Origin of the sequence: Prevotella melaninogenica, from assembly GCF_003609775.1 — a bacterium.
Classification (GTDB): domain Bacteria; phylum Bacteroidota; class Bacteroidia; order Bacteroidales; family Bacteroidaceae; genus Prevotella; species Prevotella melaninogenica_A.
Map to the genome: position 1 here is coordinate 356,106 of NZ_AP018049.1, position 17,250 is coordinate 373,355.

Sequence of the window (17,250 nt, forward strand, 5' to 3'; positions counted from 1 at the left end):
GCAAACTTTACAATTTGCTTTCAACCCACTTGCGTGCATTTACAAATGCTTCAATCCATGGTGTAACCTCTTCCTGACGACGCTCACGTGGATAGTAAGCCTGCTGCCAAGGGAAGATAGCACGCTCCAAGTGTGGCATCATTGCAAGGTGACGACCGTCAGCTGAGCAGATACCTGCCACGTTATAGTCTGAACCATTAGGGTTACCTGGATATTCAGCGTAGTTGTATTTAGCGATGATATTATACTTATCTTCAGCCTCTGGTAGATAGAAACGACCTTCGCCGTGTGCTACCCAGATACCAAGTTTGTTGCCACTCAACGAACCGAACATTACACTATCGTTCTGTGGAATGGTCAAGTTCAAGAATGAACTCTCAAACTTCTTGCTGGTATTGTGGCAGAGGTGAGCACGATGCTTGTGTTCTGGGTTGATGAGGTTTAACTCAACCATCAACTGACAACCGTTACAGATACCCAATGAGAGTGTATCTTCACGTGCATAGAAGCGGTCGAGTGCCTGCTTAGCCTTTGGATTATAGAGGAAAGCACCAGCCCATCCCTTTGCTGAACCGAGTACGTCTGAGTTAGAGAAACCGCCACAGAAGACAATCATGTTTACCTCTTCCAAGGTCTCACGGCCAGTGATGAGGTCGGTCATCATAACGTCCTTCACCTCGAAGCCAGCCAAATAGAGTGCGTAAGCCATCTCACGCTCACCATTAGTACCCTTCTCACGGATGATAGCTGCCTTTGGTGTTGGGTGATGGGTGTTAGGTGTTGCAGTCTTCCAACGGTCTGCATCGAGTCCATACTGCTGGAGAGTACCAGTGAAGTCAGCATTGAACTTCATCTCAATAGGCTGCTTCTTATAGTTCTGAGCACGCTTCTTTGCCATGCCGTTCATACTCTGCTTGCGGTCGAGAAGGTAAGATGTCTTATACCATGTCTCACGCATTGCATCAATATCGAACGCTACCTTCCAGTCACCATCAGCAATACTGAGCGTGCGTTTATCTGGACTTGGTGTACCGATACGAGCAAAGCCGATGCAGTTCTCCGTCAAGAACTCTTTAACTTCTTCCTTATGTTCATCAGCAACCTGAATAACTACACCCGGATTCTCAGCAAAGAGCTTCTTGATGGTGTCGTCGCCCTTGATGTCGTGGAGGTTGATGTTAAGACCACCTTTAGCGTTGGCAAAGGTCATCTCAAGCAATGTTGTGATCAAACCACCTGCTGAAATGTCGTGTCCAGCGAGTATCCATCCACGGCGAATCATCTCTTGTACGGCATCGAAGCAGTCGCAGAAGTACTGTGGTTCTTTTACTGTTGGAACGTCACTGCCAATCTTGCCAAGGCTCTGTGCAAAGGCAGAACCACCAAGACGCTGCTCGTCAAAACTGAAGTCGATATGATAGAGGCGTGTGTTCTTGTCGTTAACAAGTACAGGAGAAACGACCTGACGAACGTCGCTCACTTCACCACCACTGGTTACAATAACGGTTCCCGGAGAGATAATCTTATCTCCATTAGGATATTGCTGGGTCAGAGAAAGTGAATCCTTACCCGTTGGAACGTTCACACCGATAGCGCAGCAGAAGTCTGATAGTGCCTTAACAGCACTGTAAAGACGTGCGTCTTCACCCTTCTGTGAGCGGCAAGGCCACATCCAGTTGGCTGAAAGGCTCAGGCTATCCATGCCGTCTGCCAATGGTGCCCACACGATGTTGGTCAATGACTCGGCTACGGAAAGAACAGAGCCTGCCTCTGGTGAAGCGAGTCCTGCTTGTGGAGCGTGACCGAGTGCGGTTGCGATACCCTTATGACCACGGTAGTCTAAAGCTACAACACCACAGTCTGAGAGTGGCAACTGAATCTCACCCTGACACTGCTGACGAGCAACCTTACCCGTAACGGAGCGGTCAACCTTATTCGTCAGCCAGTCTTTACATGCCACAGCTTCTAACTGAAGCACACGCTGGAGGTATTCCTCCACCTTATCTATACTATAAGATACATTCTCATATTTGCGCTCAACGGTCTCATCTTTCATGATTGTTTTTGGAGAATGACCGAACATCTGAGCTACGTCTAAGTCGAATGGCTTTACACCATCGCCTTGTACGAATGAGAAGTGGGCGTCACCTGTTGTCTCACCAACAACATACATTGGTGCACGCTCACGCTCAGCAATCTTCTTCACGTGGTCGAGGTGCTTCTCGTCAATGAGCAAGCCCATGCGCTCTTGTGACTCATTGGCAATGATTTCCTTGGCACTCAATGTCTTATCACCGATTGGTAATTGTGTCATGTCAATCTTACCACCACACTCTTCAACTAACTCGCTAAGACAATTCAAGTGTCCTGCAGAACCATGGTCGTGAATAGAAACAACGGGGTTGTTGTCCTCTTCTACCAATGCACGTACAAGGTTATAGGCACGTTTCTGCATCTCTGGGTTAGCACGCTGTATGGCATTCAACTCAATACCATTTGAATAACGACCCGTATCAACCGATGATACAGAACCACCACCAAGTCCGATACGATAGTTATCGCCACCAACAACAACAACCTTGTTACCAGCCTGTGGCTCGCCCTTCAGACAGTCACGCTTGGTACCATAACCAACGCCACCAGCAAGCATAATCACCTTGTCGTAAGCATACTTCTCACCATTCTCTTGATGTTCAAAAGTGAGTAGTGAACCAGTAATTAAAGGCTGACCGAACTTATTACCGAAGTCGCTCGCACCATTAGATGCCTTGATAAGAATCTGCTCTGGAGTCTGGTAGAGCCACTGACGAATAGGAAGGATGTCTTCCCAATCACGTAGGGCTGGAGTTGTACCGTCATCTTCTGTCAGACGAGGGTAAGCGGTCATATATACTGCTGTTCCTGCAATTGGCCATGAACCAACGCCACCACCCATACGGTCGCGAATCTCACCACCCGTACCTGTTGCTGCTCCATTGAATGGCTCAACGGTAGTTGGGAAGTTGTGGGTCTCGGCTTTCAGAGAGATAACACTCTCAATAGGCTTTACTCGGAAAAAGTCAGATGTGCTCTGGTTTGCTGGCGCAAACTGTTCTATCTCTGGACCTTGTGCGAAAGCTACGTTATCTTTATAAGCTGAAAGAATCTTACCGGGGTTCTCTTTTGTAGTCTTCTTGATGAGGCTGAAGAGACTGCTCTCCATCACCTTACCATCAATGACGAACTCTCCACCGAAAATCTTATGGCGGCAATGCTCAGAGTTAATCTGTGCGAAACCGAAGATTTCAGAGTCGGTGAGTGGTCGGCCATTCTGCTTCTCAATCTTATGGAGATATTCCATCTCCTCAGGTGAGAGTGCTAAGCCTTCCTCTTCGTTGAACTTCTCTAAGTCCTCCACACGCTTGATAGGCTCTGGCTCGTGGTTGACAGTGAAGATTGTCTGGTCCAGACCCTCATACATGCGTTGCAACATTGGGTCGTAATCAGCATCTTTGCTGCTTACAGGGAAGTACTCCTCTATACGCAAAATGCCGTCAAGACTCATGTTTTGAGTAATCTCGACGGCATTCGTACTCCAAGGAGTAATCATCTCACGGCGTGGTCCCACATAGTAACCCTGCAGTGTCTCTTCGTTCTGCAAGTAGGTGGCATCGCCATAGAGCCAACAAAGTTCGTTGATTTCCGCGTCGGATAATGCATGATTGACTTCTGTGGCAATCACGCTTTTGGACTGAGTTCTGAAGAAAAGAATCATAGTCTTTATATAAAATTTGGTGTTACTTCTGTTTGCAAAGATACGATATTCTTTGGATATACTGCCCTTTTGTCCAGTGTTTTTTAGTCTTCTTAGGTATTATAAATAATCAGACTCGGTTTTGTCAGTCTTATCCTACGGAAGTTGTATTTGTTGTCTTGAATTTCTTTTCATGAAAATAATTGGTTCTTCCGTTAAATGTGTAGATTGAAAATAGTATAAGACTGATACACCTGCTTAGTATGACAATCCCAAATTAGATGGTTTTTCACAGGGGATAAGCTACAAGATAAAATGCAAATTGATACTATATCTATCTGCCGCCTACAAGCAGTTTATGCCCTTATTGACCGATATTTGTAAATTATTTTTAATCAGCTCAAATTCAATATATGCTCTTTTATGCTCTAAAAGACGGCTAATTGACTTGCAAAAGATGCTCTTTTGAGGGCTAACTAACGCCCTTTTGAAGTCCAATTAAGCACCTTTCACTTATCTACTTTATAACCTATTGATTTTCTTATGGTTACAAATCAGCTCCGTGTATATGTTTTTGCCGTTATTTATAGATGTCTTATTTGAATTTATGTAATAATTTTTCAAACCCTTGTCTACAGATTTTCGAAGTCTTAAAATGAAAAGGTTTTCAGTGTCAGAGGATGATAAAAGAATAGATAGTTGACGGTCTTAGCTATATTTTTGTTTAATAAGTAACTTCGGTTCTTCTGTTAAAGCAATACGAAAAGCATCCACGCATTTAGCGGAAGAACCATATTTTTCTGGAAAGATATGGCCTTTGTTTGTACAATCCACTTATCCTTCTTAAAATTATTTAATCAAACATGAATCTTATCATTTTCTTTTTAATATCCACAGGGCATTTATCAAATGGTAGTATTCGTTTATGATATATATATCCGATAAATAAACTCCCATCATCAAAATAAACCCTGCACCAATCACTTCCCCAAATTGGGGTATATAAAAATATCTGGTTCCTACGAATCTTTGTCTTTACTTTTGACTTCGTTGTAGGTCTCTCTCTGACATAGGTGAAACCATCTGGGTCATTAATCACAGCAGGAAATTTCATGTAATCCTCTTTATATAGAAGATTACATCCTTTACTATCATAGATGCAATTGATATCAGAATACCTGAAGCTACGAGGTGGTTCAGTAGTTACCATAAAATAGAGTGCTTTATCACCCAAATCAAGTTCTACAACGGAATCTAACGGGTTACCATAACTGAAAACATGAGCCTTGGTGATTGCTGCAAAAATAATACTATCACTTTTGTCTTGATAGAGCGACTTTACAGAATAAGTATTGTCCCCTATATCTATGCATTTTGACTGGCATGTTTCTAACACTTTATAAAGATCATATATACAATCTTTACAAGAGTGTTGTGCATGTGTGGATAAAAAGCATACGCATGCTAAAATTAACATGGTTATATATTTCTTCATAATCATAATTTATTAAAGTTTCCCACCCAAAAAAATAGATAGAAATAACCGTTTGTCGAATTTTCTTTGTAAATTAGTAATCGCTAAAGAACTGATTTTAAAGACAAAACAACAAAACTGTTATGGAAGCAAAAATAGAGAATATAAGTGAGTTATCCAAACTTTTGAGTGTTAAAACTCGAATGAGTGATGATTTATTTCATCTTTCTGGCAAGTTTGGTATCGGCCACTTGCTATCTCGCCTGTCATTAGAAAAACAGGACGGGGTTTCGGCTTCGGAGTTGATTCTTTCTCTTTGTCTCTTCCGCATTGTCGGTGAGAGAGCATCAACCGTATATGCAAACACTTCCACTGCGTAACGTATGTTACCCTGCCTGGTTTGGCACAATCAGCGTGCGCACGTCTTCAATACTTCACCCATCTTACCATTGTAATACTCGATAGCGCCGCTGCCGTTCTCACGAATTCTTATCATGGACAAACCATTTGTTGTTCATAAGTAAATTAAGTACCTTCTCATTATTAAATTTTTCAACTTGAAAAGAAAAAGTCAAATATCCCACATCGACATTATTATGAATTAACCATTCAAACGTTTCGTCAAAAATAGTTAACCCTATCATATAATAAAGATTGATGCTTTCCTTACTATGTCCTCGTGGAGTATAAGTCTTGTTACCTTTCATAAACTCTATAAAATCTTCTCTTGAAAACTTAGAATATTTTTCATTTAGGGCTATATCATATCCTTTTGTCAAATAGATAAAATTAGAGTCTATGTTGTGAAACAAAGGCATAAAAATTGGTTCTAAGAAATCGACAACTGGCCATTCATATTCAAAATTAAATGTTTTTACTTGTTCCTGATTAGTTACGAAACCGTCAATATCTAATTTGTATATTTTATATAGTTGCTCTGTTATACGCGAATCAATAACACTTTTTATCATTATTTCCTATTTATGTAACTATTCAGCGATAATAAACGTTGAATAGTTGTAAATTCTTTGTAACTTGTTAGAAATCCCTAAAGTTTCACTTGTGTCCTCTAATAACTTTACCGCTTTCTTTTTTCTTTGGTTGTTAAATCTCCAACTCATTCATAACCCCCAAGAGAAGAGTATAGAGTCCGCCTCACATTTTGATATTACGACATCAATACTATTATATAAATTTTTAATTTGAGAAGGGCTATTACTACTATTGTAATTTCTTTTAGCTGTATGATAGACGTATTCCCATTTCTTTTCTTCGAAATAGTATGTAATATCCAAAGATTCTCGTATACTTCCATCTATCGTCATGTAAGTTTTACTTCCTAAATATATATCACTTTCCCAAATTATCCTATTGTTCTTTATTAAATTACGCTTTTGAAAATAGCAAGGTACTCCGTCCTTTTTTAGCGGATTAATCCAAGTCCCCCCCGATGGATAGGAGGGGGAGTATTTCCAAGAGGAATCTAATAGAGGTAACTTTATAATACTCCTTTGGTCGTTAAAATTTATGTCATATTTATTCTTTTTATCAGCACAGCTAAATATTATCAAGATGACACATAAAAAGCAAAGCATATATCTTAGTCTTCTATTCTTACTGTTTCTGTCCATTTCCAAATTTCTTTAATGCTACCACCAAGCCTTATGCCTTCTCCTCTCATTTTATTAGGGATAATGGCATCGTGTTGTCCATCATGATTATTACTAAAGTTTCCCACCCTAATAAATAGATAGAAACATAACAATTTGTCGAATTTTCTTTGTAAATTAGTAATCGCCAAACAACTGATTTTAAAGACAAGACGACAAAACTGTTATGGAAGCAAAAATAGAGAAAATAAGTGAGTTATCCAAACTTTTGGGTGTTAAAACTCGAATGAGTGATGATTTATTTCTTCTTTTTGGCAAGTTTGGTATCGGCCATCTGCTATCTCGCCTGTCATTGGAGAAACGGGACGGGGTTTCGGCTTCGGAATTAATCCTTTCTCTTTGTCTCTCCCGTATTGTGGGCGAGAGCATCCACCGTATATGCAAACCTTTTTCCTATGTTCTTTCTTGCTCGAAGAACCTGTCTCTCGGTTATTGTATCTTCCAATTGTTTATTCTGTATAATTTCATCAAAAAGTTCCATTAATTGTAAGTTTCAGGTTAAAAATGTCTAAACTCATTATACAACTATTTGTTTTACACGTCTTTATAATATCTTTGCAATAGATATACCGCATTCTGTGAAATGAGGTTAGTTTTGTGTACCTGTTTGCGTCGTTTTATATAATAATGTGAGCGGGTTTCAAAACAGTAGAACTGACTACTTTTTACGTTATGTTAGGAAGAATCTATTACAAGTAGAATAATAACCAAAATAAAATAGTAAATATGAAAAAGAGTCTTTTTATCGTAGCTTTAGTAGCAGGTACACTTGCATTTAGCAGTTGTGCCAGCAAGAAGGATTTGGAGAATTGTCGTACAGAGAATAATCAGTTGACGGCAGATTATCAGAATGCTAAGGAAACGATTGCAGCCAATAACGCACGTATCAAGAGCTTGGAAGATCAGTTGGCTCAGGCAAGAGAGAGTGCTGCTGCGCTGCAGGGTAGTCTTGATAACAGTTTGAGAAATGCCAATTCAAACAATATCAACATCTCTAAACTTGTTGATCAGATTAACGAGAGTAATCAGTATATCCGTCACTTGGTTGAGGTGAAGTCTAAGAGCGACTCATTGAATATGGTATTGACAAACAATCTTACTCGTTCTTTGAGCCGTGAGGAGTTGAAGGAGGTTGATGTACAGGTTCTGAAGGGTGTTGTTTATATTTCTTTGGCTGATAATATGCTTTATAAGAGTGGTTCTTATGAGGTGAATGATCGTGCTGAGCAGACACTGAGCAAGATTGCTAAGATTATCACTGATTATAAGGATTATGATGTGCTGATTGAGGGTAATACTGATAACGTGCCTATTAATACATCTGCTGACAAGATGAAGAATATCCGTAATAACTGGGATCTCTCTTGTTTGCGTGCAGCATCTGTTGCACAGTATCTGCAGGACCGCTTCGGTGTAAATCCTAAGCGTTTGACAGCTGGTGGTCGTGGTGAGTATAACCCACTCGCAACTAATGATACTGAATTGGGCAAGCAACGCAACCGTCGTACACAGATTATCATTACTCCAAAGCTTGATCAGTTCATGGATCTCATTGGTGAGGCTCCAGAGACTAAGGCTGCAAAGTAAGCTGTAGATGAGTATAAGTGTTCTGTTCTTGATGCTTCAGAAACGCTCACGAAGATATAAGCGAATGTTGGTAGCACTTTCTATATGTGTGATTTATTTCTGTGGAAAGTGTTTTGGAGCAACAATGTGGTGTTTACTGCATTGAGTGAATAAGAAGAGTTTATAATAATAAATCTGCATCTTGTCTGTTTCATGTTGACAAGATGCAGATTTTGTTTTTATATTAAGGTGAAATAATAATATGGATTTCGTTTTTAAGATTTTGGCTACACTGGTAGCCGTTGAGCACATATATATAATGTCTCTTGAGACTATTTTTACTAAGTCGGCTACTACGGCACGTACATTTAATATGAAAAGAGAAGAGTTAAGTCGACCATCTGTCTCTACCTTATTCAAAAATCAAGGTGTTTATAATCTATTGTTGGCGGTATTGATTTTAATCGCTGCTTGGGGAATGAATGACTTGTTTTGGACACGTTGCTTCTTGGGGTATGTGTTATTTGTGGCAGTATATGGAGGGCTTACCAGTAATCCAATGATTATCCTAAAGCAGGGTGGTCCAGCTTTGGCGGCATTAATTTATAGTTTTGCCTGCTTATAGTTTTATTGGATTAAGCGTTTGAAAAGGAAATTCCCTTGTTTTCGATTTTGCGTCTAAGGGGTTATTTTGGTTTTTGTCTCTTTGTGGTGCTTTTTTCGGCTTTTGTTGGTTTGGTGTGATTGTAGGGGTGTTGTGGGTGTTGTTTTGGTTGATTTATGTCAAGGTTGCGGTGTGTTTTTAAGTTTTTTGAAAAATATTCTTGAAAACATTTGGAGGGAATAAAATTTCTCTATACCTTTGCACTCGCTTTTAAAAACAAGCCATCTGGCAAGTTACTGAAAGCAACAAAAGAAAGAGTTCTTTGAAAAGATTTACATAAACAGAGAAGTAGTACAAGAAGCGTCTGTTTGGTTTTATATCAAATGGATGGGTAAAAGAAACGAACCGATCAATTCATTGTCCCTGCTTTTGAGGCATTGCCTCAAAACAATTAAGGAACAAAAGAAAAGGTGCTTTTTACTTGATACTTTTAGGATAAGCGTTCTGAAACAGAGATTACTCGGTGAAGCGTTTGGGTTAACGTGGTATTCATTATCACTTATCACCTATCCTTATCACCAAAACATATTTTACAATGGAGAGTTTGATCCTGGCTCAGGATGAACGCTAGCTACAGGCTTAACACATGCAAGTCGAGGGGAAACGGCATTGAGTGCTTGCACTCTTTGGACGTCGACCGGCGCACGGGTGAGTAACGCGTATCCAACCTTCCCATTACTGTGGGATAACCTGCCGAAAGGCAGACTAATACCGCATAGTCTTCGTTGATGGCATCAGATATGAAGTAAAGATTTATCGGTAATGGATGGGGATGCGTCTGATTAGCTTGTTGGCGGGGTAATGGCCCACCAAGGCGACGATCAGTAGGGGTTCTGAGAGGAAGGTCCCCCACATTGGAACTGAGACACGGTCCAAACTCCTACGGGAGGCAGCAGTGAGGAATATTGGTCAATGGACGGAAGTCTGAACCAGCCAAGTAGCGTGCAGGATGACGGCCCTATGGGTTGTAAACTGCTTTTGTATGGGGATAAAGTTAGGGACGTGTCCCTATTTGCAGGTACCATACGAATAAGGACCGGCTAATTCCGTGCCAGCAGCCGCGGTAATACGGAAGGTCCAGGCGTTATCCGGATTTATTGGGTTTAAAGGGAGCGTAGGCTGGAGATTAAGTGTGTTGTGAAATGTAGACGCTCAACGTCTGAATTGCAGCGCATACTGGTTTCCTTGAGTACGCACAACGTTGGCGGAATTCGTCGTGTAGCGGTGAAATGCTTAGATATGACGAAGAACTCCGATTGCGAAGGCAGCTGACGGGAGCGCAACTGACGCTTAAGCTCGAAGGTGCGGGTATCGAACAGGATTAGATACCCTGGTAGTCCGCACAGTAAACGATGGATGCCCGCTGTTGGTACCTGGTATCAGCGGCTAAGCGAAAGCATTAAGCATCCCACCTGGGGAGTACGCCGGCAACGGTGAAACTCAAAGGAATTGACGGGGGCCCGCACAAGCGGAGGAACATGTGGTTTAATTCGATGATACGCGAGGAACCTTACCCGGGCTTGAATTGCAGAGGAAGGATTTAGAGATAATGACGCCCTTCGGGGCCTCTGTGAAGGTGCTGCATGGTTGTCGTCAGCTCGTGCCGTGAGGTGTCGGCTTAAGTGCCATAACGAGCGCAACCCCTCTCTTCAGTTGCCATCAGGTGATGCTGGGCACTCTGGAGACACTGCCACCGTAAGGTGTGAGGAAGGTGGGGATGACGTCAAATCAGCACGGCCCTTACGTCCGGGGCTACACACGTGTTACAATGGCCGGTACAGAGGGACGGTGTAATGTAAATTGCATCAAATCTTGAAAGCCGGTCCCAGTTCGGACTGGGGTCTGCAACCCGACCCCACGAAGCTGGATTCGCTAGTAATCGCGCATCAGCCATGGCGCGGTGAATACGTTCCCGGGCCTTGTACACACCGCCCGTCAAGCCATGAAAGCCGGGGGTGCCTGAAGTCCGTGACCGCAAGGATCGGCCTAGGGCAAAACTGGTGATTGGGGCTAAGTCGTAACAAGGTAGCCGTACCGGAAGGTGCGGCTGGAACACCTCCTTTCTGGAGAGAATGCTTATTAGTTATTGAGTTGATACGTATTTAATTATATAAGTTGACAATTTAACGGTACTCAAGATGATATAAAGAACCTTTGGTTCGTTTTTCTTCTTGTACTCACTGATACTGTTTTAGAATAAGAGAAAGGAAGTCTGGCAGTAAAAGCCGCAGTGCTTTCTTCCAACTCAGTCCTATAGCTCAGTTGGTTAGAGCGCCACACTGATAATGTGGAGGTCGGCAGTTCAAGTCTGCCTGGGACTACACATCGGCGTAAGCCAATGTGTGATGGACTTAACTTCTTCTCTATCCCTTGGGGGATTAGCTCAGTTGGCTAGAGCACCTGCTTTGCAAGCAGGGGGTCAACGGTTCGAATCCGTTATTCTCCACTTCGCTGTATTTTACAGCATAAGATCTTTGACATATTGACACAAGCAAGACTGTAATGTAGAACTATTCTTTCTATAATGGGAAGAATTAGTATTCTAATTATTGAAGAAACAACTTCAAATTCTTTAGAATCACACAACAGCTGAAAGTATGAGCTACATTCTCTGTGAGTAATTACAGAGAAGGCGAAGAAAGTAAGAAAGGGCGCATGGCGGATGCCTTGGCTCACGGAGGCGATGAAGGACGTGATAAGCTGCGATAAGCCTTGGGTAGGTGCAAATAACCTTTGATCCAAGGATTTCCGAATGGGACAACCCAGCAGGTTGAAGACCTGTTATCACTACATGTCTGTAGTGAGGCGAACGAAGGGAACTGAAACATCTTAGTACCTTTAGGAAGAGAAAATAAATAATGATTCCCCTAGTAGTGGCGAGCGAACGGGGAAGAGCCCAAACCTGCTTTGTGGCAACGCTTAGCAGGGGTTGTAGGACCACGTTGTCGTACTTAGATTGTGAGAAGAATGTTCTGGAAAGATCAATCATAGAGGGTGATAATCCCGTATTCGAAGCATGACGAGACGTAGTGGTATCCTGAGTAACGCGGAACACGTGTAATTCTGCGCGAATCAGCCGGGACCATCCGGTAAGGCTAAATACTCCCGTGAGACCGATAGTGAACGAGTACTGTGAAGGAAAGGTGAAAAGCACTCCGATGAGGAGAGTGAAATAGTTCCTGAAACCATGCGCCTACAAGCGGTCGGAGCCGCGTAAGCGGTGACGGCGTGCCTTTTGCATAATGAACCTACGAGTTACCATGTCTGGCAAGGATAAGCGTCATGAGACGCGCATCCGCAGTGAAAGCGAGCCTGAATAGGGCGTCAAGTCAGATGGGGTAGACGCGAAACCAAGTGATCTACACTTGCCCAGGTTGAAGTTCGGGTAACACCGAATGGAGGACCGCACGGATAAGCGTTGAAAAGCTTCCCGATGAGGTGAGTGTAGGAGTGAAAGGCCAATCAAACTTGGAGATAGCTCGTACTCCCCGAAAGGCATTTAGGTGCCGCGTGCGACGATCTCCATAAGAGGTAGAGCGACCGATAGGTCAAGAGGGCTTCACCGCCTATCGAGACCTGACGAACTCCGAATGCTTATGGACTGCAGTCGTGCAGTAAGGGGGCGGGTGCTAAGGTCCGTCCCCGAGAGGAGAAGAATCCAGACCGCCGTCTAAGGTCCCGAAATTCTGTCTTAGTTAGTCTAACGAAGTCTGGTCCCCGTGACAGCTAGGATGTTGGCTTGGAAGCAGCCATTCATTCAAAGAGTGCGTAACAGCTCACTAGTCGAGGGTCCGGGCATGGATAATAATCGGGTATAAGTCAGATACCGAAGGCGCGGGATAGTAATGTATATTAAAAGTATCGGTAGGGGAGCATTCCATTAGCGTTGAATGGTGCAGGTAACTAATCCTGGAGCTTATGGAAAAGCAAATGTAGGTATAAGTAACGATAAAAAGGGTGAGATTCCCTTTCGCCGAAAGACCGAGGTTTCCCGGGCGATGCCAATCAGCCCGGGGTTAGTCGGGTCCTAAGTCTCAGCCGAATGGCGATGGCGATGGCAGATGCGGTTAATATTCCGCAACTCGCATATACAGTGATGTGGAGACGGAGCAGTGACACTGCCGCGCCCTGACGGAATAGGGCGTTTAAGTGTGTAGGCTATGAGGAAGGCAGGCAAATCCACCTTCCGAGCTGAACCATGAAAGTACAGGTAATCCTTCGGGATAACTTGAGTGCAGGTAATCATACTTCCGAGAAAATCCGCTAAACTTAATGTATATGCGACCCGTACCGCAAACGGACACACGTGGTCGGGTAGAATATACTAAGGCGTTGAGAGATTCATGGTTAAGGAACTAGGCAAATTGACCCCGTAACTTCGGGATAAGGGGTCCTCATAGCAATATGAGGCGCAGAGAATCGGTCCAGGCAACTGTTTAACAAAAACACAGGGCTGTGCAAACTCGAAAGATGATGTATACAGCCTGACACCTGCCCGGTGCCGGAAGGTTAAGAGGAGATGTCACCAGCAATGGGAAGCATTGAATTGAAGCCCCGGTAAACGGCGGCCGTAACTATAACGGTCCTAAGGTAGCGAAATTCCTTGTCGGGTAAGTTCCGACCTGCACGAATGGTGTAATGATCTGGACGCTGTCTCAACCATGAGCTCAGTGAAATTGTAGTATCGGTGAAGATGCCGATTACCCGCGATGGGACGAAAAGACCCCGTGAACCTTTACTACAGCTTAGCATTGACCTTGGTCATCCGATGTGTAGGATAGGCCGGAGGCTTCGAAGCGGGTGCGCCAGCATTCGTGGAGCCATCCTTGAAATACGGCCCTTTGGCTGTCTGAGGTCTAACGCGCCTAAGGTGCGGACACTGCTTGGTGGGTAGTTTGACTGGGGTGGTCGCCTCCAAAAGCGTAACGGAGGCTTCCAAAGGTGCCCTCGGGCCGATTGGTAACCGGCCTTATAGAGTGCAATGGCATAAGGGCGCTTGACTGGGAGGCAGACATGCCGAGCAGGCAGGAAACTGGGGCATAGTGATCCGGCGGACGTGTATGGAAACTCCGTCGCTCAAAGGATAAAAGGTACTCCGGGGATAACAGGCTGATCCCCCCCAAGAGCTCATATCGACGGGGTGGTTTGGCACCTCGATGTCGGCTCGTCACATCCTGGGGCTGGAGAAGGTCCCAAGGGTTGGGCTGTTCGCCCATTAAAGTGGCACGCGAGCTGGGTTCAGAACGTCGTGAGACAGTTCGGTCTCTATCTATCGTGGGCGTTGGAGTTTTGAGTGGTGCTGACACTAGTACGAGAGGACCGTGTTGGACAGACCTCCGGTTTACCAGTTGTGCCGCCAGGTGCACCGCTGGGTATCTGAGTCTGGATTGGATAAGCGCTGAAAGCATCTAAGTGCGAAGCCAGCCGCAAGATGAGAACTCCTCATAAGGGTCGTCATAGACGATGACGTTGATAGGGTGTAGGTGTAAAGACGGTGACGTCAAAGCCGAGCACTACTAATTGCCCGAAACTTTCTTCGGGTCTCCCGCCTCCAAAGTTTGGAGTGCGGGGACCAGTGACTCAGACTTTGAGCTGTGTATTCTTCTTAAAGTAAGGAGATAGGTTCTATATATGTTTTGCTTGTGGAAATACGTCACCTTATACGGCTGACAACTATCAGTAGAGAAATTAAATCTTGTCTACTTGAGAAGGAGAACTTAATAGATATACGCAAAGTATATATAACTTTAAGTAAAGTCATCCGAACGATTTATCAGGTGGTTATTGCGGCGGGGTCCCACCTCTTCCCATTCCGAACAGAGAAGTTAAGCCCGCCTGCGCCGATGGTACTGCAATGCAATGCGGGAGAGTAGGTGGCCGCCTCCTTTTACAAGAGCTCTGAAGAGAAATCTTCGGGGCTCTTTTTTTGTTGTTGGGTGATGGAGATAGGTGATGGTTGTTGAATGTTAGGTGTTGATGATGTGTTGATAGGAAGAAGATATTGTATTGGGCTAATTGGGCTAATTAGGCTAATTGTATTGGGCTAATATAAGGCTAATAAGCCTAATAGGGCTAATATTTTTTTATTATCGCTGTTGTGCGTAATATGCCTAATACTTTTGTTTATTACGGCTAATGGGCTTGATAGCGAGAGTATTTTGTGTCTTAATTGACAGATTGTTTTAAGGCTTACTATTATTGATTGAATACTTTTTGATTGTTAGATGATGTGTTGGTGCTTAGCACATATTGTGCTGATGGTTCGCACCAATGGTGTTTTGGGCTAAATACTCTACAATGTGTCATTAAAGTATAGACAACTTGTTGATAGGGTGAAGCTATAGTTTTGCGCTAATTAGGCTAATTTGTCTAATAGCCTGATAGGGCTATTGTTTTTTATTAGGTACTGTCCTTAAAAGTGTGTAAGTCTATATTACAAAAATATGCTTAAAATCTTTATAAGGTAATGAGGTTAATAAGTCATTTAAGTCCAATGAGCGTAGTTAGGCTAATATATTAATACAATATTAGGCTAATAATGTTTATTAAGTTTAATAGGCCTAATAGGTTTAATTTGGGAGTAATTAATCTCTGAATATTATTTGTTGATTAATACACGCTTAAAGGTGTGTTAATTCTTTTGGATAGAGCCTTTATTTATCTCATAGAGCACAAATGTTTATTTGAAGCTTGTTATGAGCTTATATTGCAAGGGATCAAACTTTCTGTTCGTTGTTTGTTGTTCTTATAATTACTTAGTCTGTGAATGGTGGTCTTAGTTTTTTATGGATAATAAAAGAACATATTAATGGATGCTATTGCAGCTTTATACATAATCTTATCTTTTTTACTGAAGTTTGTTTGGAGTTACAAGATTATAGTTTAGGTCTTTTCTTTGTTTCAGGTATATTATTACTTATACCCTCCATTTTTGTTGTAGAGGTCGTCAAGATGGTTATAGAAGCAGTATTTTTGCCACTGCTCATTTAGTTGTTCATACGTTGGGTTTTGTTTTATGGAATGGATGGTACTATCTGACTTAAATGTTTCTTCAAGGATATATATACTTTTAGTATAGTTCCAAATAAGTTTAGAGTAAAGGATAAATTCATTGTCGATATATTGATACATCTTCCATGTATAACAGTTTTGGTTATCATCACTTTGTTGAGTTACAAGAAATTTTAAGTTTGGAACAATAATGGGATAGCTATTAATACTATCAGACTTTGCTTTTATGTATTTACCTTGCTTGGTAGACCATAAATAGATAATTGGTTTAGATTCTTGCTGTGGATAGAAACAGATGTCACGTTGTCCGTCAAAGTTGTAATCATCTTGTTCAATTGTGTATATTTGCGCCTTTGTAAGCTGTACTGATTGGAGATACTTATGATTGATATATATGTTAGCAAAGTTATTTTCTTTCTTTGTACTTATTTGCCAAGTAACTAATTTTTCCTTATTTATTTTCCACCATTCCCGTTGCTCTTCAGCAGTAGCTCTCTGATAGTTTTTATTATTTAGAGTCATTACGTTCATATAGGAATCCCATCCAAGATGTTGTTTGGAAGGCTCAACCATAAACTCACTACTGCCAACATCTAATCCATTGTCGTTAGGGATGCGCCCAATACCAAAATTTGCTTTTTGTATGTTATTAGTTTTATATGATTTCCACACTCCTTCATACTGATTATTATAATAGCCATCCACTCCACTATATATTTCATCCATGTAGACAGAGTCTTTATATATGAAGAAGTCAGACTCTAAACGGCCTGAGAAGACTCCAGTATCATATTGTGTGGAATCTTCTTTAAATTCATACTTTGCAATAATTTTGTATCGATTGATAGGATAGTATTCTGCATCGAGCTGTTTAAATTTGCTGATGTGAATATTACCTGTAAAGCAAGTGATGTTATTTTTGACGCGGCTTTTGCCAATAACATGATAAATCTCAGCCTTCACTTTGTCTTTATAGATGGTGTCAAAATGTATATATAGTCGTTGTCCGTTACCAATATAGCCGAGTATATTATTATTCATTAGTATACGGCTATAATCGTATTTCAGACAGTTGTCACTTTCTGCGTAACTTACTTGCAATGTGGCTGTAGTTATAAAGATGAGGATAATG

6 protein-coding genes, 2 tRNA genes, 3 rRNA genes and 2 pseudogenes are annotated in these 17,250 nt (G+C 42.2%); 9 read left to right on the forward strand and 4 right to left on the reverse strand.

Going from position 1 to position 17,250, the window contains the following annotated elements; translation table 11 throughout:
* Positions 1 to 7: 7 nt before the first annotated feature.
* Together purL and PMEL_RS01310 are read right to left on the reverse strand one after the other, a co-directional pair.
* Positions 8 to 3,754: a phosphoribosylformylglycinamidine synthase gene (purL, locus tag PMEL_RS01300; protein ID WP_120173632.1), complete on the reverse strand. Its 3,747-nt coding sequence runs from the start codon at positions 3,752 to 3,754 to the stop codon at positions 8 to 10.
* 832 nt (positions 3,755 to 4,586) lie between these two features.
* Positions 4,587 to 5,228, reverse strand: a complete 642-nt coding sequence (locus tag PMEL_RS01310) for an SH3 domain-containing protein (RefSeq protein ID WP_231999394.1) — start codon at positions 5,226 to 5,228, stop codon at positions 4,587 to 4,589.
* A 122-nt stretch (positions 5,229 to 5,350) separates the two neighbouring features.
* Between PMEL_RS01310 and PMEL_RS01315 the strand changes: the two are divergent.
* Positions 5,351 to 5,574 (forward strand): annotated as a pseudogene (locus PMEL_RS01315) (IS4 family transposase); the annotation flags it as partial.
* 112 nt (positions 5,575 to 5,686) lie between these two features.
* Here the strand turns inward: PMEL_RS01315 and PMEL_RS01320 are convergent.
* On the reverse strand, positions 5,687 to 6,178 hold the full coding sequence (locus PMEL_RS01320) for a hypothetical protein (RefSeq protein WP_120173634.1): 492 nt from the start codon (positions 6,176 to 6,178) through the stop codon (positions 5,687 to 5,689).
* A gap of 865 nt (positions 6,179 to 7,043) precedes the next feature.
* On the opposite strand from PMEL_RS01320, the pseudogene PMEL_RS01330 reads away from it, so the two are divergent.
* The 8 genes and pseudogenes from PMEL_RS01330 to rrf all read left to right on the forward strand — a co-directional run.
* Positions 7,044 to 7,283, forward strand: a pseudogene (locus PMEL_RS01330) (IS4 family transposase); the annotation flags it as partial.
* Between the two features lie 320 nt (positions 7,284 to 7,603).
* Complete coding sequence (locus PMEL_RS01335; protein WP_120173636.1) at positions 7,604 to 8,464, forward strand: OmpA family protein; 861 nt, start codon at positions 7,604 to 7,606, stop codon at positions 8,462 to 8,464.
* 241 nt (positions 8,465 to 8,705) lie between these two features.
* Entirely contained in the window at positions 8,706 to 9,068 is a 363-nt protein-coding gene (locus PMEL_RS01340; RefSeq protein WP_120173637.1) for a DUF1304 domain-containing protein, read from the forward strand.
* A 571-nt stretch (positions 9,069 to 9,639) separates the two neighbouring features.
* Positions 9,640 to 11,170, forward strand: a 16S ribosomal RNA gene (locus PMEL_RS01350).
* Positions 11,171 to 11,354: 184 nt separating this feature from the next.
* Positions 11,355 to 11,428: transfer RNA gene (locus tag PMEL_RS01355), tRNA-Ile, on the forward strand.
* Between the two features lie 51 nt (positions 11,429 to 11,479).
* Positions 11,480 to 11,553 (forward strand) — tRNA-Ala (locus tag PMEL_RS01360).
* 189 nt (positions 11,554 to 11,742) lie between these two features.
* Positions 11,743 to 14,646, forward strand: a 23S ribosomal RNA gene (locus PMEL_RS01365).
* Positions 14,647 to 14,880: 234 nt separating this feature from the next.
* A 5S ribosomal RNA gene (rrf, locus tag PMEL_RS01370) occupies positions 14,881 to 14,993 on the forward strand.
* The 16S, 23S and 5S rRNA genes sit together here with 2 tRNA genes alongside, the layout of an rRNA operon.
* A gap of 1,026 nt (positions 14,994 to 16,019) precedes the next feature.
* On the opposite strand, the gene PMEL_RS01375 is transcribed toward rrf, so the two are convergent.
* Positions 16,020 to 17,159, reverse strand: a complete 1,140-nt coding sequence (locus PMEL_RS01375) for an XAC2610-related protein (protein WP_172586731.1) — start codon at positions 17,157 to 17,159, stop codon at positions 16,020 to 16,022.
* Positions 17,160 to 17,250 lie beyond the last annotated feature (91 nt).

Excerpts from the sequence above, each read along its gene's own strand:
- PMEL_RS01375 (WP_172586731.1), bottom strand. The coding sequence starts at position 17,159 with ATGAATAATAATATACTCGGCTATATTGGTAACGGACAACGACTATAT.
- PMEL_RS01310 (WP_231999394.1), bottom strand. The coding sequence starts at position 5,228 with ATGAAGAAATATATAACCATGTTAATTTTAGCATGCGTATGCTTTTTA.
- PMEL_RS01335 (WP_120173636.1), top strand. The coding sequence starts at position 7,604 with ATGAAAAAGAGTCTTTTTATCGTAGCTTTAGTAGCAGGTACACTTGCA.
- PMEL_RS01340 (WP_120173637.1), top strand. The coding sequence starts at position 8,706 with ATGGATTTCGTTTTTAAGATTTTGGCTACACTGGTAGCCGTTGAGCAC.
- purL (WP_120173632.1), bottom strand. The coding sequence starts at position 3,754 with ATGATTCTTTTCTTCAGAACTCAGTCCAAAAGCGTGATTGCCACAGAA.
- PMEL_RS01320 (WP_120173634.1), bottom strand. The coding sequence starts at position 6,178 with ATGATAAAAAGTGTTATTGATTCGCGTATAACAGAGCAACTATATAAA.